This window comes from Bacillus cereus group sp. MYBK220-1, from assembly GCF_051916445.1.
GTDB lineage: Bacteria > Bacillota > Bacilli > Bacillales > Bacillaceae_G > Bacillus_A > Bacillus_A cereus.
The window spans coordinates 237834-258338 of sequence record NZ_JBQAGQ010000003.1; the positions used below are offsets into that span (position 1 = coordinate 237834).

Sequence of the window (20505 nt, forward strand, 5' to 3'; positions counted from 1 at the left end):
TATAGTAAGCGCTTTCTTGTTGTTTGAAATGTACGTTTTTATAGGTTAGAAATTTAATTATATAGTCTTCTAAATGAGGATGTGTTTAACTAATCAAGTTTATGCTGCTAGTTCATGTGGGATAGGGAATATACATATGGTATATGGAGTTACTGAACATTATATAAGTGGAGGCTGAAGTATATGAAGGGGGTTATTTTAGCTGGAGGAAAAGGAAGGCGCCTTAGACCATTAACATGTAATACTCCAAAGCCGATGTTACCATTATTAGAAAAACCAGTTTTAGAATATAATATTGAGTTACTACGCCAGCATGGTATTCGTGAAATTGCAATTACTGTTCAATATATGAGTACGACCATTAAGCAATATTTTGGTGACGGTAGTAAATGGGGAGTTAACTTGTATTATTTTGAAGACTCTCCTCCGCTTGGCACAGCAGGGAGTATTAAACAAGCAGAACAATTTTTAGATGAAACATTTGTTGTGATAAGCGGGGATGCATTAACTGACTTTCAATTATCAGAAGGAATTAGGTTTCATGAACAAAAGAAAAGAATGGTAACAATGTTTGTGAAAGAAGTAGAAAATCCACTCTCATTTGGATTGGTTGTAATGAATAAAGACCAGGAGGTTACACGATATATAGAAAAGCCGGGCTGGAATGAGGTAGTATCTAATGTTGTGAATACAGGCATATATATTATGGAGCCAGAAATCTTTTCTTACATACCGCCTAGGCAATTTTTTGATTTCAGTCATGATGTGTTTCCGTTATTGGCAAACAAAAATGTGTTATTCGCATATTTGTCAGAAGGTTATTGGTTAGATATCGGCACATTTAATCAATATCGACAAGCACAATTTGATTTGTTAACGAAAAAGTTACAAGTACCTATTCCTTATACAGAAGTATTACCGATGGTATGGATGGGAGAAGGGGTGACGATTGGTAAAGGGACGAAAATTCATGGCCCCTCTTTTATTGGAGAAGGAGCAAAGATTGGTACAGGAGCTGTAATTGAGCCATATTCTATTATTGGGAAAAATAGTATCGTTTCAAATTATTCTCATCTTCAAAAAAGTATTGTTTTTGCAAATGCCCACATTGGGAAGTATTGTGAACTATTAGAAACGACAATAGGAGAGCGTACAATAGTTGAAGATGATGTTACACTGTTTCAAAAAAGTGTTGTAGCGGATCACTGTCATATCGGAAGAAGTACGGTAATTAAGCAAAAAGGAAAACTATGGCCTTATAAGGCGATTGATAGTCATTCGATAGTAGGAGCGGCTGGTATTCAAGAGAGTGAAATGAGTGCAGGGTGGTTACAAAAAAGCCGCATTGTAGGAAGAGGGAATGTTGAAATTACTCCCCAGTTTATCGTGAAGATTGCGATGGCGTATGGTTCTCTTTTTAAAAAAGGAGAAAGTATATTAATTGGAAGTCAAGAAAATATAGAAACAACCTCTTATAAAAATTTATTTTTACATGCTATTCATGGTATAGGGATTCATACGATGGAATGTAAAGAAATGAACGAGTCACTTTTTCAATATAGTGTTCACCAGTTGAAGTGTGCAGGTGGTGTTTTCATTCAAGTGGAGAATGAGAATGAGATTGTTATAAAGTTATACGGTCAAGCTGGCATGCCGTTAACGTATAAGCAGCAAAAAGAGATAGAACAAGTATATATGTCCGAATTGTTTTATTACGTGCATGAGAAAGAAATGGGGCGTAATAAGCTCGTTCATGTTTCTATGAATGAGTATATAGAAGTTATATTGGAGCATATTGATATCGAGAAAATACAGATGCAGAAGTTTCATCTTCTTATTAATAAGAGAAATGATACGTTGCAACATTTACTCATGCTCTTTCTGCAAAGACTTGGTTGTACAGTTACATGGATTTATGCAAGCGAACAAAAAGATCATGTGAAAGCTTTGATGAAATCAAGTAAAGCGAATATGGCTCTTATGTTTTCTGAGCAAGGAAATCATTTCGAGTTATACGATAAACATAGTAATATTTACCAAGGTACAGATTTGGAAGAGGTAGATATTCCAGATTTCTTACTCGAATCGACAGGAAATATTTACCCAATGTCTTTGAAGTTAGGAGAATGTTATCTTCTATTTTATACGCAGGATGAAAGAAAGTCGTTTCAAGTAAGGTGGAAGCGAGATATTTTATATCGGATTGGAAAATTATTCGAGCTAATAGCATTGCAAGGAAAAACGTTTCTCAGCATAGTAGAGCAATCACCTCCGCTCTATTTACTTTATGATGAAGTGGTATGTTCATGGAATGAAAAAGGGGAAATTATGAGGAAATTATTGGATGATATAGAAAGGAAGGAAGAAGGTATATTTGAAGGAGTACAGTTCAAATATACTGAAAAAGAGTGGTCTTATATCGTTTCTGACACAAAACAACCAAAATTTTTGGTGTATTCACATGCTAGAAACCCAGTAATAGCAAGGGAAAATATGAAAAATCTTATAGAAAAAATTAGACAATATCAAAAGGTGTAGAATTTTTATTTTAAAAGTGGTATTATAGTATAGTCTGATTTAAGTTATTAGTACTGGAGGGAAATAAGAATGCGTGTGAATATTACTCTAGCATGTACAGAATGCGGAGATCGTAACTATATCTCAAAGAAAAATAAACGTAACAACGCTGAGCGTATCGAGCTTAAAAAGTATTGCAAGCGTGACAAGAAGTCTACGTTACACCGTGAAACAAAGTAAGCAGTAGGAATATTTTCCTACTGTTTCTTTTTTTTATTCGATTCCTATGTTAAAAGTGATACACTATCAGCATAGAGTAAAGTGTCACTGTAAGGGGGAGAATGTGTGAAAGCAGAGAAAGTACGTTTACGTAAACAAATAATAGAACACATGAATTCTTTATCAGAAGAACAGTATACAACTTTATCAGAACAGATTGCATTTTCGTTGTATGCGCAAAAAGAGTGGGTTGAAGCTAAAACAATTGGAATTACTCTTTCAATGGAAAATGAAGTGAATACATATCCTATTATCGAAAAAGCTTGGGAAGAAGGAAAGAAAGTTGTAGTTCCTAAGTGTAATAAAGGAACTAGAACGATGTCCTTCCGGCAAATTAATAATTTTGATCAATTAGAAACGGTGTATATGAATTTACGTGAACCGATTCCTGGGCTTACGGAAGAAGTGAATATGGATGAAATTGATCTTCAAATTGTGCCGGGCGTAGCTTATACAGAACGAGGAGAGCGAATTGGGTACGGCGGTGGCTATTATGATCGTTATCTCGTGCATTATAAAGGGAAAACGCTGTCATTAGCGTATGATTTTCAAATGGTAAAACACATTCCAGTAGAGCCATTTGATAAAAACATAGAAAAAATTATTACAGAAAAAGGAACACTGCTTATAAATAAGCTTGTATAGACAAATAAAAATTGACGAGACTTTTTCTTCTTGATTATAATAAAATATGTGAACGTTTTCTTATTATAATTTTTTATAGTAAGTGAGCATAGAGGGTGATGAAATGGTATCTATTTATGATATTCAGCAATTGCTAAAGAAATTTGGTACGATTATTTATACGGGAGATCGAATTGCAGATTTACAATTAATGCAAGATGAATTGCGTGAATTAAATCAATCACAGCTAATCGATCCACAAGACTATCAAACAGCTTTATTTTTATTGAAGCAAGAAATTCAAAAAGAGCTAAATAAGAATTAGATAAAGGTAGGTAAGCAACATGGAAGAGAAATGGTTAGTTGGTGTTGACCTTGGTGGTACAACGATTAAATTAGCATTTATTAATGTATACGGTGAAATTTTACATAAGTGGGAAATCCCTACGAATACAGGTGAGCAAGGAAAACATATTACACTTGATGTTGCGAAAGCAATTGATAAAAAGCTAGAAGAATTAGGCGAATTGAAGAGCAAATTAATTGGTATTGGTATGGGAGCTCCTGGTCCTGTACATGTGGCGTCTGGAATGATTTATGAAGCGGTTAATTTAGGATGGAAAAACTATCCGCTAAAAGATTTATTAGAAGTAGAAACAGGATTACCTGTTGTTATTGATAATGATGCAAACTTAGCAGCGCTTGGTGAAATGTGGAAAGGTGCTGGTGAAGGTGCAAAAGATTTAATCTGTATGACACTTGGTACGGGCGTTGGTGGTGGTGTAATCGCCAATGGTGAGATTGTACACGGCGTGAGTGGTGCTGCTGGTGAGATTGGACATATTACAGTCGTTACAGAAAATGCTTTCCCATGTAATTGCGGGAAGTCTGGTTGCTTAGAAACAGTAGCATCTGCGACAGGTATTGTACGTGTTGCTATGCAAAAAATACAAGAGACTAATAAAGAGAGCATGTTGCGTTCTATGTTAGCTGAAGAAGGACGTATTACATCAAAAGATGTCTTTGAAGCACTTGGACAAGGTGATGAATTAGCAGGTGAAGTAGTAGAAAAAGTAGCTTCTTATTTAGGATTAGCTGTAGCGAACCTTTCTAGTACATTGAACCCAGAGAAAATTGTTATTGGTGGAGGCGTGTCTAAAGCTGGAGATGCGTTATTAGAACCAATTCAACGCTATTTCGAGCAATACGCTTTCTCACGTGCTGTAAAGAGCACGAAGTTAGCTATTGCAACACTTGGTAATGATGCAGGTGTTATCGGAGGAGCTTGGCTTGTAAAAAAGCACAAATACGAAGCGAAGATGATATAAGTTGTGAAATATGAAAAGAGGAAGGGGGAACCCTTCCTCTTTTTGTGTAAAATCTCGATGAAGAATAAAGTGTAAACGAATTAAGCTGCTGGTGGATACCCGTTATATAGAACAGTCATGATCGTAAACCATCCGAAAACGAGTACAGTTGCAATTGCAAAGCCGCTCGCGAAAAAGTTTTTTTCACGAAGTGTTCTAAGCGTAGCAAATACAGCTAACAGAGTGACAAGTGTAAAAATAATAACAAGGCCCATACAATATCCTCCTCTGTCTACCCATTTCTTATTATGAGTTTTTGGAATATTTACTCTTTTATATTGTACATGTTTTAAAAATGATTGTCGAGATAGCATCCTTTCTTTTCCTCAGAGAAAGAAATGTTGTATCATTAAAAGTAAGTTTAATAACTGGAGGAGATTTTCATATGAAATGGATACAAATGCCGTTAGGCCCATTACAAACAAATGCTTATATTTTAATGAACGATCAAAAAGAGTGCATTATCTTTGACCCTGGTCATGAAGGTGAAAAGCTCGTTACATATTTACAAGAAAAACAATTAAAACCATTGGCTGTTTTATTAACACATGCTCACTTTGATCATATCGGTGCTGTTGATGCCGTAAGAGACGCTTTTCATATTCCTGTGTACGTACATAAAGAAGAAGCAGATTGGTTAGGAGATGCAACTGTAAACGGCTCTCAAATTTTTATGATGAACCGCAGTATTACAGCAAAACCAGCGGATCATATTATTGATGCAGAAGGTACATTAACAATTGGATCATTTAATTTTGAAATTTTTGAGACACCAGGACATTCTCCAGGAAGTATTTCTTATTATACTAAAGAAGCGAATGCTGTATTCTCAGGAGATGTATTGTTCCAAATGAGCATTGGAAGAACAGATTTGCCTGGTGGAAGTTTTGCTGAATTAATTGGAAGTATTGAAGAGAAATTATTTGTATTACCAGATGAAACAGCGGTGTTATGTGGACATGGTCCAGAAACAAGCATTGGCTTTGAAAAAGAAAATAATCCGTTTTTACAATAAGGAGTCATTATGGGAATGGAGCTCATTTTAAGAGAATGGATGGGGAAAGAAAAGGATTATTCAATTTCATATAGTACGTATATGAACCTTGTATTGTATACGGAGGGGCATGGATATTATATGAAAGAACGTGAAAAGATTGGAAGACAAGGGGATTTTTTTACAAGTAGCAATGTATCCTCTGTTTTTGCAAAAACTTTTGCTAAACTTTTTATTCGTCTTGTTGAAAATGGTGAAGTTGCTTCGAATATTTGTGAGGTTGGTGGGGGAACAGGGAAGTTTGCCTATGATGTTTTACAAGAATGGAAGCAATTATCTCCAAACACCTTTATTAATTTAAACTATTCAATGATTGAAGTGAGCCCTTTTCATAGGAAATTACAGCAGGAGCAACTTGGCTCATTTTCTAATGTATCGTACTATACCTCCTATAGTGAAATGGGAGATTCTTTCGAGGGAATTCTTTTTTCGAATGAGTTGTTTGATGCATTTCCTGTTGAAGTAATTGAGAAAAGAAATGGTATATTGTATGAAGTACGTATTACATATACAGAGGAAGGAAACCTTTCAGAAGTATGTAGGCCGTTAAATAAAAGAATTGGTCGCTATTTATTGAAATATAATATTCATATTGCTGAAGGGCAACGTTTTGAAGTACCAATTGTTATGGAGGAGTATATAAAAGAAATTTCGAAATGGTTTCAAAAAGGTATATGTATTACAGTTGATTACGGATACACAAAAGAAGAATGGATGCATCCAGCACACCGCGAAGGAAGTTTGCGAGGATATTATCAGCATAAGCTAATGCGTAACCCACTAGCGCATCCAGGTGAAATGGATCTTACTACTCATGTTCATTGGGACGAGCTAAAGGAGATGTTTAGTATGCAAGGAATGAGTGCAGTATGGCATAAGAAACAATCTGAGTTCTTGTTAGCTGCAGGGATATTAGAACAGCTTACGAGCCATCAAGATACGAATCCTTTTTCTGAAACGCAAAAACAAAATCGAGCAGTTCGTTCTATGATTTTAAATGGAGGAGTAGGGAGTTCGTTTGATGTTGTTATACATACAAAAGATATGCAACATTTACATTTGGATCAGTATGTAACAATATAAAAAACAAGACACAGTATATACTGTGTCTTGTTTTTTAATACGACTTATGTAGTATTATATATTTCCTCTCATGATATATATTTATATTAAAGATATGAGATAAAAAATATAGAATACGTTCTTTTTCTGCGATTATTAGTCCCTAACCTAATAATACACGAACGAGTTGAATGATTGTTTCATTCTCTACTTTGTAATAAATTTCCAATCCTTTTCTTTCACTAGAAACGATTTTAGCGCTTTTTAATTTTGCTAAATGCTGTGAAATTGTAGATTGTGGCATGTTTAAGCCAGTATACATTGTAGAAACGTTGCTTGGACCGCGCTCGATTAATCCTTTTACGATACATAAACGAACAGGATGAGCTAGCACTTTTAATAATTCTGCATTACTTTCATATAGTTCTAATTCTTTTTGAAAGGTTTCTAACATGTTCTTTTCCACCTCCGTGTGAGCTATTATACCATACTATACATACCAAAAATTTAAAGAAAAGAAAATAGTTGTTGCAGAAAAAAAGTCCTAAAGTAAAGAAATTGTAAGAAAAGAGACCCGGATGTAAATAAAATAGGTAAATTAGCATGTTTTTGTAAAATGACATTTTTGGGTGAAAATTTCGATGCGTTTTAAAAATTGAAAGATATAGATATATTTGTAACACAATTTTATCATGATTTTCTTATTCTTTCAAATGAATATACGAAATTTTTAAAATAATATGACAAAGGAATTATAATGATATATATAGAATATAAAACAGGTTAAAAGAAAAGAAGCTGAATGTCATTCGCTTCTTTATGGTGATAATGAAATATTTGATTACGGCTGATAAATCTTAGGATGATCAAGTCATTAGTCATTTATTCTAAAATTCATCTTTTAGCAACGTTAAAAATCTGTGATTCCATATGTTCTCATAAAAATCAATTGTCTCTTTTGCGGACATAAAAGGATTATTCAACGTAGAGGTTGTTTTCTGTCCCATAAAGTTTTCGTATCCTAGTCCGTGGGCAAACTTAATCGTTGCATCCATACAGTACTCTGTTTGGGCGCCACAAAATTCAATGCGATTTACAGATAATTGATCTAAAATTTCTTTTAAGTTTGTTTTATAAAATGAATTTGCATGTGTTTTTCTTACAAAAAAATCTTGTTCTTGAACATCTAGATCGGTATGAATAGCCCAAAGTTCTTTCTCGGGTACTAAATCATCATCACAATGTTGAACAAAAAGGATTGGTTTATTTAATTTTCTATATGAAGAAATTCTTTTATTTACTTTTGTTAGTAAGTTCTGTAAATCAAATAAATGCTCCTCGCTATAACATACGCCATTTTGTAAATCGATAACGATTAAAATATCTGCACAAGTATCCATTATTTTCACCCCTTTTTATTTCTTAATATATCAATTAATCCATTATTTAGAAATAGATGATATACTTTTATTTTTTATGGACTATAAGAAAAGAAGAAATTCAAATGAATATAACTAAACCGCATAAAAAGAAGATATGAAAACCTAATCTCATATCTTCTTTTTCTCTATGCATTTACAGGTTCTTCTACATAAGAAAGGGCATTTTCAAAATCGGATATTAAATCGTTAACATTTTCAAGACCGACTGATAACCGAAGTAATGAATTAGAGATTCCTCTTTTATCACGAGCTTCTTGCGACAGTGCTGCATGTGACATTTTTGCTGGATAAGAAAGAATTGACTCTACAGCTCCTAAACTAACTGCAAAAACAGGTAATTTTACTTTTGATAAAAATTTGCGGAGTGCATCTTCTGACTGCAAAGTAAACGATAAGACCGCTCCAGCTGATGTTGCTTGAGATTGTTGAATATCAAATCCGAGATGAGTTTGTAATCCCGGATAATAGACATTTTTTACTTTAGAGTGCTCTTGTAAATAATGTGCGATTTTATTGGCATTTTTAGCTGAATGTTCGAGGCGTACATGCAATGTTTTTAGACCGCGAAGTACGAGAGAACAATCTTGAGGTCCTAAAATAGCACCGAATGCATTTTGTAAAAATCCAAGCTTTTGAGCGAGTTCTGAATCTTTTACTACTGCTAATCCGGCAGTAACATCACTATGACCAGCAATAAATTTTGTAGCACTATGAAGAACGACATCAGCTCCAAGTTCAAGTGGTTTTTGGAATAGTGGTGTCAAAAATGTATTATCAACAAAAGTAAGAGCGCCAATAGATTTTGCGAGTTTAGAAACCTCGCGAATATCTGTCACTTTTAAAAGTGGGTTAGAAGGTGTTTCTACATAAAAGAGCTTTGTATTTGGTTTAATGTTTTGTTTTATTTCTTCTAAATTGGTCATATCAACAAATGTATGTGAAACACCGTAACGGGAGAGTACCTCAGTTATCACTCGGTAAGTGCCTCCGTACACATCTTCTGAAATGAGTACGTGATCACCTTGTGAAAGAAGGAGGAATGCAGTGGAAATCGCTGCAATGCCTGATGCAAAGGCGAATCCTTTTGTTCCGCCTTCTAATAAAGCAATGATATCTTCAAGAGCTTCACGAGTTGGATTTCCTGACCTGCTATAGTCATATTTTCCGAACGTATCTACATCAAACTGGTGAAAAGTTGATGTATTATAAATAGGAACGTTCACAGCGCCTGTTTGCGAGTCGTGTTTATATTGGTTGTGTAGTAAGAGTGTATCTATAGAATAGCTCATATTCTTACACCTTCTTTTACGAGTTTAATGGCTTGCTTTAAGTCTTGAATTAAATCGTTACTATTTTCAATGCCAACTGAGAATCGAAGAAGACGATTGCATACGCCGTTTGCTGTTCTAATTTCTTCAGGAATATCAGCATGTGTTTGCGTTGCTGGATAAGTCATTAAACTTTCTACACCACCAAGACTTTCGGCAAATGTAATTAAGGATAAAGATTGTAAGAATGGATTAATCCAAGCTTCATCTTTAAGGCGGAATGAGATCATGCCACCTCTTCCTGGATAAAATACATCTGTCACCCCGTCCTCATCATTTAAATACGCAACAACTGCTTTCGCATTTTCTTCATGTTGCCTCATGCGAAGCGCTAACGTTTTCATACCGCGAATTAATAACCATGAGTCAAATGGGCTTAAAACTGCACCTGATGCATTATGATAATGAGCGATTTCCTCGCAAAGTTCCTTTCCTTTTGCAACGACAAGCCCGCTTAGTACATCGTTATGTCCCCCTAAATATTTCGTTGCGCTATGAAGTACAATGTCAGCACCTTCTGTTAATGGTTGCTGTATATAAGGTGTGTAGAAAGTGTTGTCTACAATAAGAAGTAGTCCGTTCCTTTTCGCTACAGTTGCGACAGCAGCAATATCAGTAACTTGCATTAATGGATTAGTTGGAGTTTCTATGAAAATAGCCTTCGTTTCAGTTGTGATAGCTTGCTCAATTTGTTTAATAGACTGTGTATTTACGTATCTACATCGAACATTCCACTTTTTTTCATGCTCAGAAAATAATCGATACGTTCCCCCGTATAAATCTTCAGATACAATAAGTTCGTCTCCAGAGCGGAATAGAGAAAGGACGAGGAGAACAGCCGCCATCCCTGAACTACAGGCATAACCTTGTTCGCCATATTCTAAGTCTGCAATCGCCTGTTCTAAAAGACCGCGAGTTGGATTGCCAGTTCGTGAATAGTCAAAGCCAGTAGATTTACCAATTCCTTCGTGACGATAAGCGGTTGAGAAATAAACTGGTGGATTAACCGTTCCAGTTGTAGTTTCACTGCGATTTCCGATTTGTGCTAGTTTTGTTTCGATTGTTGACATGTGAAAATTCCTCCTTTTTAAATTGAAACATTAAGTGAATATAAAATAAAAAAAGCCTTCTAAGAAGAAGGCTTTCGGTTTGAATAGAGTCTTCTTCTCATCTGTCAAATCTTTCACAATTTGCTGGAATTAGCACCTTATTAACAAAATGTTAATGGTTGCTGAGGCGTCACAGGGCCAGTCCCTCTACCTCTCTAGATAAGAATGTTCGTATGAAATTTTTATTATGTTTTTAACTTTACAATAAAATATAACTGAATTGCAACTTTATTTTAAATAATTTTTATTTTTCCGCAAGTGTCATTGACTTTTACTTTTGTGCATGCTAAATTTATTAAAAAATTAACAAACATTGTTAAAAGGGGAACGCATTTCCTTTTAGCTACATAAATAAAATAATAAAGACAACTCTTATTGAGAGCGGTGGAGGGAAAGGCCCTGTGAAACCCGGCAACCTTCAAACGAAATGTTTGAAACGGTGCTAATACCTGCAAAACGAATGTTTTGCATAATAAGAGGAGGAACGATTATGTCCCCCTCTTCAAAGTGAAGAGGGGGTTTTTATATTGATAGAAATGAGGGAGAGTCGTGAAATTACTAGATTTATTATCAAAAGGAATTGTAATAGGTGATGGTGCGGTTGGGACGTTATTGCATTCACATGGTTTGCAAAGTAGCTTTGAAGAATTGAATGTATCTGATCCAGACTTAATTATATCGATTCATAAACAATATGTAGCTGCTGGAGCAGATGTAATTCAAACGAATACGTATGGAGCAAATGAGGCGAAATTACGTATGTATGGTTTAGAAAATCAAGTTACAGAAATTAATAGAGCGGCAGTAAAACTGGCGAAAGCATCTGTGACAGATAAAAATGCAATTTTAGGAACAATTGGTGGTATGAAACATATCGGAGCTGTTACAACGACTGATATGGAAAGAGAGTTTATGTTACTTGAACAGGCAGGGGCTTTACTAGAAGAACAGGTTGATGGATTACTATTAGAAACTTTTTACGATGAATTTGAATTACTTCATGCCGTTAAAGTATTGCGTAAGCAAACGAATATTCCAATTGTTGCGCAATTAGCGTTACATGAAGCAGGTACGACTCAAAATGGAAATGATGTCAATGAAATATTAAAGCAACTTATAGATTACGGTGCAAATGTTGTTGGGTTGAATTGTCAACTAGGGCCGCTTCATATGACGGAAGCTTTCAAAATGATATCGATTCCTCAAAATGGCTATTTATCAGCATACCCAAATGCAGGCCTCCCGAATTATGTGGATGGACGTTACGTATATGAGGGAAGCCCAGCTTATTTTGAAGCGATGACACCGAGATTTATTGAGCAAGGTATTCGGTTATTGGGTGGTTGTTGTGGTACGACTCCAGAACATATTCAAAGTATGAAGCGCGCTGTTGCGAATATTACCCCTGTAATAGAAAAAGACACGATTCAAAGGCCGAAAGTCGTTCATACGCATGAGAAACGTTCGAAGGCTCACGTCACTCTAGCAGAGAAAGCGAAAAAACAAACGACAGTTGTAGTGGAATTAGATCCACCGAAAACGTTAGATACACAGCGTTTTTTTGAAGGAGCAAGAGCGTTAAAAAGAGCGGGAGCAGATGCTATTACTCTAGCAGATAATTCATTAGCATCGCCTCGTGTTTCTAATATGGCGATGGGTGCGTTATTAACGAAGCATGATATCCCAGTATTGACGCATTTAACGTGTAGAGATCATAACGTCATTGGACTACAATCACATTTGTTAGGTTTATCGGCGTTAGGGATGGAAGAAGTGTTAGCTTTAACTGGTGATCCAGCGCGCGTTGGTGATTTTCCCGGTGCCACTTCTGTATATGATTTATCCTCTATTGAGCTTATTAAAATGATTAAAGAAATGAACGATGGACGTTCAATTTTAGGGAAATCAATTGGACCGGCGACAAGGTTTTCTGTAGGCGGCGCATTTAATCCTCACGTAAGGCACTTAAAAGCAGCGGTTAAGCGAATGGAACGAAAAATAGATGCTGGAGCGGAGTATTTTTTAACTCAGCCAATTTACGATATCAAGTTAATTGAAGAAGTGTATGAAGCGACAAAGCATTTGGAACAACCTATTTTTATTGGAATTATGCCGTTAGTAAGTAAGCGGAATGCAGATTTTCTTCATTTTGAGGTGCCGGGTATTACTCTTCCTGAAGAAATAAGAGAGAGAATGGATGGACATGAAACGAAAGAGGCAGCAATTGAGGAAGGGATCCGCATTTCACAAGAATTGGTCGACGCAGCGATGAAATATTTTAATGGTATTTATCTTATTACACCATTTTTAAAGTATGAAATTACAGAACATCTTGTTAAATATGTAAGAGAAAAGCAAGAAGTGAAAGAAGGTATTAATTGATGAAGTGTATAGAAGAAAAATTAAAAAATAGCATTTTAATATTAGATGGTGCAATGGGGACAATGATTCAGCAAGAGGATTTAACTGCTGAAGATTTCGGAGGAGAAGAGTACGAGGGCTGTAATGAATATTTAGTGGAAACAAGACCAGACGTTATTTTAAAGATTCATAAAGCTTATATTGAAGCTGGAGCGGATATTATTGAAACAAATACATTTGGGGCAACGAATATTGTACTAAGTGATTATGATCTGTCTCATTTAGATGAAGAACTAAATGAAAAGGCAGCACTTTTGGCGAAGCAAGCTGTTAAAGAAAGCGGGAAGGAAGTATATGTTGCGGGAGCGATGGGACCAACAACGAAAGCAATTAGTGTTACAGGTGGTGTGACTTTTGAAGAATTGATTGAGGCTTATACAAGGCAGGCACGAGGATTATTAAAAGGAGCAGTTGATGTATTACTCGTTGAGACGAGTCAAGATATGCGTAACGTGAAAGCAGCTTATATTGGAATTCAAGCCGCTTTTGAAGAACTGAAAAAAACGGTTCCTATTATGATTTCAGGAACGATTGAGCCAATGGGAACGACTCTGGCTGGGCAAACAATTGAAGCTTTTTATTTATCAGTAGAACATATGAAACCATTATCTGTTGGGTTAAACTGTGCGACTGGTCCGGAGTTTATGAGGGACCATATTCGTTCACTATCTGATTTATCGGAGTGTTACATTTCTTGTTATCCAAATGCAGGTCTTCCTGATGAAGATGGACATTACCATGAATCTCCATCTTCTCTTGCTGAAAAGGTGAAGCGATTTGCTGAAGAAGGATGGGTTAATATTATTGGTGGTTGTTGTGGCACGACACCAGAACATATAAAAGCAATGAAATCCGCGCTAGCATCTCTTAGGCCTCGTGACCATCATGAGAGAGAAGGACATGGAATTAGTGGATTAGAAGCACTGCAATATGATGAGTCTATGAGACCGTTATTTGTAGGTGAAAGAACGAATGTTATTGGGTCACGTAAATTTAAACGCTTAGTAGCAGAAGGGAAATTTGAAGAGGCTGCTGAAGTGGCAAGAGCGCAAGTGAAGAAAAATGCTCATATTATTGACATTTGTATGGCAGATCCTGATCGCGATGAAATAGAAGATATGGAAAACTTCTTAGCAGAAGTTACGAAAGTTTTAAAAGTACCGATTATGATTGATTCAACAGATGAAAATGTGATGGAGCGAGCTCTTACTTATATTCAAGGAAAAGCTGTTATTAATTCAATTAATTTAGAAGATGGAGAAGAACGATTTAAAAAAGTGACACCGCTTCTTCAGAAGTATGGTGCCGCTATAGTTGTAGGAACAATTGATGAAGACGGTATGGCGGTTAGTGCGGAACGAAAGATAGAAATTGCGAAAAGAAGCTATGAATTACTTACAAAGAAGTATGGGATACGCCCGTCAGATATTATTTTTGATGCACTTGTGTTTCCAGTAGGGACAGGTGATGAAGAATATATTGGCTCAGCGGCAGCGACTATAGAAGGAATTCGCCTTATTAAAGAAGCGTTACCAGAGTGTTTAACGATTTTAGGTGTAAGTAACATATCATTTGGTTTACCACCGGCTGGACGTGAAGTATTAAATTCAGTTTTTTTATACCATGCTACGAAAGCAGGATTAGATTACGCGATTGTGAATACGGAAAAATTAGAACGCTATGCGTCGATTCCAGAGGAAGAAAAACGCCTTGCAGATGCATTACTGTTTGAAACGACGAAAGAGACGTTAGAAGAATTTACAAACTTTTACCGAGTTGCTAAAAAGAAAGATGTCGTTGTGCAAGAAACGTTAACGCTTGATGAAAGACTAGCAAATTATATTGTAGAAGGTACGAAACAAGGATTACACGAGGATTTAAGTCTTGCACTTGAAGAAGGAAGAAAACCTCTTGATATTATTAACGGTCCGCTTATGACAGGGATGGACGAGGTAGGACGACTATTTAATAATAATGAACTTATTGTTGCTGAAGTATTGCAAAGTGCCGAAAGTATGAAAGCCGCTGTAAGCTATTTAGAGCCACATATGGAATCTAGTGATAGTGCGAAAAAAGGGAAAGTATTGTTAGCAACTGTAAAAGGTGACGTGCATGATATTGGGAAAAATCTCGTTGAAATTATTTTAGCGAATAACGGATATGAGATTATTAATTTAGGAATTAATGTACGTTCGGATCGAATTGTTCAAGAAGTACAAGAAAAGAAGCCGGACATTATAGGCCTTTCAGGTTTATTAGTAAAATCAGCGCAACAAATGGTAACGACTGCTGAAGATTTAAAAGCGGCAAATATTGATGTGCCCATTGTTGTAGGTGGTGCAGCGTTAACGAGAAAGTTTACAGATAATCGGATTTCACCATCATATAAAGGACTCGTTTGTTATGCGAGTGATGCGATGACGGGGCTCGATATTATTAATAAGCTTCAAAAAGAAGAAGAGCGTGAGAAGATGAAGCAGGATAAAAAAGAACGTCATCTTCATATCGTAAAAAAAGAGGAGAAGAAAGTAGAAATTCCAGCAGTAATTGAGCCATTACCAAAATCAGAGGTTATGGTGCCTGATTCAACAAAACGAATTGTATTACGAGATGTTCCCGCCCTTCATCTCGCACCATTTCTGAATAGACAAATGCTACTTGGGCATCACCTTGGATTAAAAGGAAATGTGAAGAAGCTTTTGAAAGAGGGAGATAAGAGAGCACATGAATTAAATGATTTAATAGATGAATTATTGCAGGAAGGACAATCTTGGTTAAAGCCGAAAGCAGTGTATCAATTTTTCCCAGCGCAAAGCGACGGACAAAACATTGTAATATATGATCCAGAAGATCATACGCGTGTTATAGAGCGTTTCACATTCCCTAGACAAGGAAAGGCTCCCTATCGTACTTTAGGTGATTATTTGCGCCCAATAGGAGATGAGATGGACTATGTTGCTTTCTTATCTGTTACGGTTGGGGAAGGAGTTCGGGATATTGCTGAAGAGTGGAAGGCGAAAGGTGATTACCTACGTAGTCATGCCATTCAATCGTTAGCGCTTGAATTAGCGGAAGGACTTGCTGAAAAAACACATATGCTCATTCGTGACCGCTGGGGCATTCCGGACTCACCTGAACTGACGATGGAAGAACGTTTCCGTACGAAATATAGAGGAATACGAGTGTCATTTGGTTATCCGGCGTGTCCAGAACTTGCAGATCAAGAAAAGCTATTTCGCTTAATTCATCCAGAGGAAATAGGTATTTCATTAACAGAAGGATTCATGATGGAGCCAGAAGCGTCCGTAACGGCTATGGTATTTTCTCACCCTGAGGCAAGATATTTTAGTGTATTATAGTCTAGAAGGGGGAGACGTATGAAGAAAATAGTCTTTACAGGTGGCGGTTCGGCAGGACATGTAACACCTAATTTAGCCATTATCCCATATTTACAGGAAGACAACTGGGATATCTCTTATATTGGTTCTCACCAAGGTATTGAGAAAACGATTATAGAAAAGGAAGGCATTCCCTACTATAGTATTTCGAGTGGAAAGCTACGTCGTTATTTTGATTTAAAAAATATAAAAGATCCTTTTCTTGTAATGAAGGGGGTTATGGATGCGTATGTAAGAATTCGAAAACTAAAACCAGATGTGATTTTTTCAAAAGGCGGTTTCGTATCTGTACCAGTCGTAATTGGCGGATGGCTAAATAGAGTACCAGTTTTATTACATGAATCTGATATGACGCCAGGACTAGCAAACAAAATTGCGCTTCGTTTTGCTTCGAAAATATTTGTTACATTTGAAGAAGCTGCGAAACATTTACCGAAAGAAAAAGTAATTTATACAGGATCTCCTGTACGTGAAGAAGTACTAAAGGGAAATCGTGAAAAAGGTTTAGCATTTTTAGGCTTTTCACGTAAAAAGCCAGTTATTACAATCATGGGAGGAAGTTTGGGCGCAAAAAAAATTAATGAAACGGTTCGATCCGCGTTACCAGAACTTCTGAAAAAATATCAAATTGTTCACCTTTGCGGAAAAGGTAACCTTGATGAAAGTTTACAAAATAAAGAAGGATATAGACAATTTGAATATGTACATGGAGAACTGCCAGATATATTAGCGGTAACAGATTTTGTTATTTCACGCGCGGGCTCCAACGCAATTTTTGAATTTTTAACATTACAAAAGCCGATGGTTTTAATTCCATTATCGAAATTTGCAAGCCGTGGAGATCAAATATTAAATGCAGAGTCCTTTGAAAGACAAGGATATGCCTCCGTATTATATGAAGAAGATGTAAATGTAAAATCTCTTATAAAGTATGTCGAAGAATTAAGTCAAAATAATGAGAAGTATAAAACAGCACTAAAAAAATATAATGGAAAAGAAGCAATTAAAACAATCATTCAAAATATTTCAGAGGCATGATGAAACAATCATGCCTCTTTTAGTAGGGTGAAAGATTCCAAGAATTGATATTTTTATGTTACAATAAAGTGAAACTTTAATCAGTTGGGTGCATCCCACATCTAACTTCTTTACTGTTACTGAATTTTGAGGAGGGAGTCTTACTGCCCTCAAATAGCGGGATAACAAATGGGTTAATAGGGAAATTCCAATTAATGAGGCGTGAAAATACGAATGGATTAGGAGTGACTGTGTTGGAGCTAAGTCTCTATGAAAATACTGCACTTATTATATGCTTTGTGTTGTACGTTGGTAGTGTTATTGTTTATATTTCAAGGAAATTTTCGCAAGAAAGAGAGCTTGAAAAGTCAGAGATAACAGCTGAACTAGAAATGTTAGCTGATGAAAGTTATAAAAAACAAAAAATAAAAGAAGACCATGAAGCATCCCATCATTTAAACGCAAATAAGTTTTAAAGATGGGGATTTTTTTTGAAGTTGTTCTTTATTGTAGCTATAACAAATAACGCTAAAAAGGAGTTTCCCCATACATAATGAAGGAGTGTATATAAATGAATTTTTATATCGCCTCAGGTTTCCAAAATAAACATCTTGTACGTTCCGTAGCAAATGAACTGAAACATGCAGGATGGCACCATACATATGATTGGACCAAAAATGAAAGAGCAGCGAATGAAGAACAATTAAGAGAAATTGGTCAGGCAGAACAAAATGCTGTAAAAGAAGCGGATGTATTTTTACTTATATTAGATGGCGGAAACGGGAGCCATACAGAGTTTGGAATGGCGATTGCACTAGAGAAAACGATATATGTATATCATGCAGGAAACCCGCTCCAAACAACGTTCTATCACTTGCCAGAAATAAATATTTTTGAAGGAGATGTAGCTGAGTTTGCATCTTATGTTATGAATCATGTGAAATAATAGTAACTACCTAAAAGGTTATAAAAGTGATCTTTTGGGTACAGTGATGATAAGAAACGTATATAAAGGAGTACATAATATGAAATTAGAAAATGGATGGGAAACGAGCTTTTTAGAAGTCGTACAAAATAGTGAATTTAAGAAAGAGGCACTTCTTAGTCAATTGCTTTGTCAGGATAGTGAAGAAGTAGAAGAGCTTGTGGATGATTACGGCTACGAAGAACTTGTTGAACGTGAACATGATGATGAGTTAGCTGAAATCTTAGGAGAAGAACTTTTTAGTGAGATGGAACGCCAAGTATTCTTATCTTCAAACCCAGAAGAAAAATTGATTTCATTCGTCAATGGATTAGGTTTTCATGTGTTAGATTGGATCGTTCTTCTTGAAACAGAATTTGGCATTGATAGTGCAAACTTTACATCAGATGCTGTGAAGGTGTTAGAAAAGCGTTTCAGACAGTTTCCATACATAGAGGACAAGACAATTTTTGATATGACATTTGGAGAATCGATGGATGTATTAGAATCTGTTACAGGATTACAACTAAAGGAAAAGATGAACGTATAATGAAAAAAGAACGTGATTGGATCACGTTCTTTTTTTACATAATAATAATTTTATCATCTAGTTTTGTCTGCCCGGTAAGAAGTGCGTTTAAATATTCCACTTTTCTTATACAAGCTTGTATATGTCTTTCAATCTCTTGTAACTCTGCTTGGTGATGCGTTTCAATTGGATGAATTTGTACGTTGAATTTTTCAAATTGACTACTATATGTTATTTCTGCATAGCCGCTCATAATATCGGTTTCGTTATGAAATAAAAATTGCTTCGTTTTGTCACAGAATGATACATCCTGAAAGCCATATACTTTTAATGCTTCAACTACTTTTTTAATCATTTTTGTATTCATTTTTTAACCCTCTTTACGAAGTTCTACTTATATATTATAACATAAAAAATTACATAGAAAGCGCTTCCAAGTGTATTTTATTATAAACTTTACGTTTCAATCACAAAAATGAAACAAAGAAAAAATAATTGTAAAGAAGGAAGGACTCTTTTATTGTTTTGTCATATATATAGAGAAATAGTGCAATGAAAGGAAATTTTCCGAGGTGGAGATCGTATTTCCAATTTGAGCGCAGTAAAAGAGGTGAGAATCTTGAACTTTGATATTGTAGGACAAAAAGCATATATAAAAGATGGACCGCATCGGAACCAAATTGGAATTGTAAAGAAAAACGAGACAAAATTAGCATCGCAGTTTGCTATTGTAATTGGAGAACAAATCATTGATGTAGAGCTAAAGGATATCGTGTTAGTTGGAGTAGACGTAGGACAATTTCATAAATGGTGCGAACAAAATGGTTATTTGTGAAAAGGACGGGCTGTGAGATAATGAAATATATTTGAGGAAAGAGGATATGTTATTGTATTCTCTTTTTCTATGTTTAAGGAGGCGAAAATGAAATATAAAGAACAGGAGTTTACGTTGGAGTTAAAAGAGAACATTCAATGTATGGAGAAGGAAATAGAGCGAATATCACTTAAACTGTATAAAGAGTATTCGCATTTATACATAAAAAAACACATGGAATTAGATATGGGATTTGTAAGAGAAAAAGAGAATGCCTTTGAGGTCGGTTATTATTCATCAGTTGCTATAGCTATATTAGATGAAGAAAAAGAGATGATTGGATTTCACAATATTCCAATTTGGAAATGTGAAAGAATCTTTTTAGGAATGCCAATTCAATCAAACATTTTGGGGAGTAAGAAAGTAGGGGAACTCGCTGATGAATCTTGTTATGAGATTGAGGAAGAGTTAAAAGAGCAACTAGAAGAATACTTAGAGTGATAATTCTCAAGATAAAATCTATAAAGAGGGAACGGAATAAAAAAGACGCTGACAATTGTATGTTAGCGTCTTTTTTTCA

Annotated in this window: 21 protein-coding genes and 2 riboswitches; of the genes, 15 read left to right on the forward strand and 6 right to left on the reverse strand. The window is 35.6% G+C overall.

What is annotated here, in order from left to right; translation table 11 throughout:
* The first annotated feature begins 183 nt into the window (after positions 1-183).
* From ACTFRU_RS14885 to glcK, 5 genes are all read left to right on the forward strand, one after another.
* Positions 184-2538: a sugar phosphate nucleotidyltransferase gene (locus ACTFRU_RS14885; protein ID WP_440037703.1), complete on the forward strand. Its 2355-nt coding sequence runs from the start codon at positions 184-186 to the stop codon at positions 2536-2538.
* A 69-nt stretch (positions 2539-2607) separates the two neighbouring features.
* On the forward strand, positions 2608-2757 hold the full coding sequence (rpmG, locus tag ACTFRU_RS14890) for a 50S ribosomal protein L33 (protein WP_001265616.1): 150 nt from the start codon (positions 2608-2610) through the stop codon (positions 2755-2757).
* Between the two features lie 105 nt (positions 2758-2862).
* Positions 2863-3441: a 5-formyltetrahydrofolate cyclo-ligase gene (locus ACTFRU_RS14895; protein WP_000642750.1), complete on the forward strand. Its 579-nt coding sequence runs from the start codon at positions 2863-2865 to the stop codon at positions 3439-3441.
* A gap of 103 nt (positions 3442-3544) precedes the next feature.
* The gene (locus ACTFRU_RS14900; protein ID WP_000253699.1) at positions 3545-3745 is read left to right on the forward strand and encodes a YqgQ family protein; all 201 of its coding nucleotides are present in this window, start codon (positions 3545-3547) and stop codon (positions 3743-3745) included.
* A gap of 19 nt (positions 3746-3764) precedes the next feature.
* Entirely contained in the window at positions 3765-4748 is a 984-nt protein-coding gene (gene glcK, locus ACTFRU_RS14905) for a glucokinase (protein WP_000391701.1), read from the forward strand.
* Positions 4749-4828: 80 nt separating this feature from the next.
* Here glcK and ACTFRU_RS14910 read toward each other — a convergent pair whose 3' ends face one another.
* The gene (locus ACTFRU_RS14910; RefSeq protein ID WP_000524852.1) at positions 4829-5002 is read right to left on the reverse strand and encodes a DUF2759 domain-containing protein; all 174 of its coding nucleotides are present in this window, start codon (positions 5000-5002) and stop codon (positions 4829-4831) included.
* Between the two features lie 170 nt (positions 5003-5172).
* Here ACTFRU_RS14910 and ACTFRU_RS14915 point away from each other — a divergent pair, with 170 nt between their 5' ends.
* Both ACTFRU_RS14915 and ACTFRU_RS14920 read left to right on the forward strand, forming a co-directional pair.
* On the forward strand, positions 5173-5802 hold the full coding sequence (locus tag ACTFRU_RS14915; protein WP_000871236.1) for an MBL fold metallo-hydrolase: 630 nt from the start codon (positions 5173-5175) through the stop codon (positions 5800-5802).
* A gap of 9 nt (positions 5803-5811) precedes the next feature.
* A complete protein-coding gene (locus tag ACTFRU_RS14920) occupies positions 5812-6924 on the forward strand; it encodes a class I SAM-dependent methyltransferase (RefSeq protein ID WP_000525152.1) in 1113 nt (370 codons plus the stop codon).
* A gap of 142 nt (positions 6925-7066) precedes the next feature.
* On the opposite strand, the gene ACTFRU_RS14925 is transcribed toward ACTFRU_RS14920, so the two are convergent.
* The 4 genes from ACTFRU_RS14925 to metI form a co-directional block, all read right to left on the reverse strand.
* Complete coding sequence (locus tag ACTFRU_RS14925) at positions 7067-7357, reverse strand: ArsR/SmtB family transcription factor (protein WP_000894377.1); 291 nt, start codon at positions 7355-7357, stop codon at positions 7067-7069.
* A 433-nt stretch (positions 7358-7790) separates the two neighbouring features.
* On the reverse strand, positions 7791-8303 hold the full coding sequence (locus ACTFRU_RS14930; RefSeq protein ID WP_000379157.1) for a cysteine hydrolase family protein: 513 nt from the start codon (positions 8301-8303) through the stop codon (positions 7791-7793).
* A 167-nt stretch (positions 8304-8470) separates the two neighbouring features.
* Positions 8471-9634, reverse strand: coding sequence for a cystathionine beta-lyase (gene metC / locus ACTFRU_RS14935; protein ID WP_000122299.1), 1164 nt, complete (start codon positions 9632-9634; stop codon positions 8471-8473).
* A complete protein-coding gene (metI, locus tag ACTFRU_RS14940; RefSeq protein ID WP_000103897.1) occupies positions 9631-10743 on the reverse strand; it encodes a cystathionine gamma-synthase/O-acetylhomoserine thiolyase in 1113 nt (370 codons plus the stop codon). The genes metC and metI overlap by 4 nt, the downstream gene beginning before the upstream one ends.
* A 94-nt stretch (positions 10744-10837) precedes the next feature.
* Positions 10838-10948, reverse strand: a riboswitch (SAM riboswitch).
* Positions 10949-11151: 203 nt separating this feature from the next.
* Positions 11152-11261, forward strand: a riboswitch (SAM riboswitch).
* Between the two features lie 70 nt (positions 11262-11331).
* On the opposite strand from metI, the gene ACTFRU_RS14945 reads away from it, so the two are divergent.
* The 6 genes from ACTFRU_RS14945 (at position 11332) to ACTFRU_RS14970 (ending at position 19132) form a co-directional block, all read left to right on the forward strand.
* A complete protein-coding gene (locus ACTFRU_RS14945) occupies positions 11332-13164 on the forward strand; it encodes a bifunctional homocysteine S-methyltransferase/methylenetetrahydrofolate reductase (RefSeq protein ID WP_000770352.1) in 1833 nt (610 codons plus the stop codon).
* The gene (gene metH / locus ACTFRU_RS14950) at positions 13164-16562 is read left to right on the forward strand and encodes a methionine synthase (RefSeq protein WP_000649674.1); all 3399 of its coding nucleotides are present in this window, start codon (positions 13164-13166) and stop codon (positions 16560-16562) included. Before ACTFRU_RS14945 ends, metH begins: the two co-directional genes overlap by 1 nt.
* 18 nt (positions 16563-16580) lie before the next feature.
* The gene (murG, locus tag ACTFRU_RS14955) at positions 16581-17639 is read left to right on the forward strand and encodes an undecaprenyldiphospho-muramoylpentapeptide beta-N-acetylglucosaminyltransferase (protein WP_000724779.1); all 1059 of its coding nucleotides are present in this window, start codon (positions 16581-16583) and stop codon (positions 17637-17639) included.
* 194 nt (positions 17640-17833) lie between these two features.
* Positions 17834-18094 (forward strand): DUF3966 domain-containing protein, encoded by a 261-nt coding sequence (locus tag ACTFRU_RS14960; protein ID WP_001250699.1) that lies wholly within the window; start codon positions 17834-17836, stop codon positions 18092-18094.
* Between the two features lie 95 nt (positions 18095-18189).
* On the forward strand, positions 18190-18564 hold the full coding sequence (locus ACTFRU_RS14965) for a nucleoside 2-deoxyribosyltransferase (protein WP_001012345.1): 375 nt from the start codon (positions 18190-18192) through the stop codon (positions 18562-18564).
* A 79-nt stretch (positions 18565-18643) separates the two neighbouring features.
* Positions 18644-19132 carry a hypothetical protein gene (locus tag ACTFRU_RS14970; RefSeq protein WP_000764267.1) on the forward strand — a complete coding sequence of 163 codons (489 nt, stop codon included), beginning with the start codon at positions 18644-18646 and terminating at the stop codon, positions 19130-19132.
* Between the two features lie 34 nt (positions 19133-19166).
* Here ACTFRU_RS14970 and ACTFRU_RS14975 read toward each other — a convergent pair whose 3' ends face one another.
* Positions 19167-19478, reverse strand: a complete 312-nt coding sequence (locus ACTFRU_RS14975) for a hypothetical protein (protein WP_049107957.1) — start codon at positions 19476-19478, stop codon at positions 19167-19169.
* Between the two features lie 252 nt (positions 19479-19730).
* On the opposite strand from ACTFRU_RS14975, the gene ACTFRU_RS14980 reads away from it, so the two are divergent.
* Together ACTFRU_RS14980 and ACTFRU_RS14985 are read left to right on the forward strand one after the other, a co-directional pair.
* A complete protein-coding gene (locus ACTFRU_RS14980) occupies positions 19731-19946 on the forward strand; it encodes a DUF3912 family protein (RefSeq protein ID WP_049107956.1) in 216 nt (71 codons plus the stop codon).
* A gap of 87 nt (positions 19947-20033) precedes the next feature.
* The gene (locus ACTFRU_RS14985; RefSeq protein WP_324655962.1) at positions 20034-20426 is read left to right on the forward strand and encodes a hypothetical protein; all 393 of its coding nucleotides are present in this window, start codon (positions 20034-20036) and stop codon (positions 20424-20426) included.
* Positions 20427-20505 lie beyond the last annotated feature (79 nt).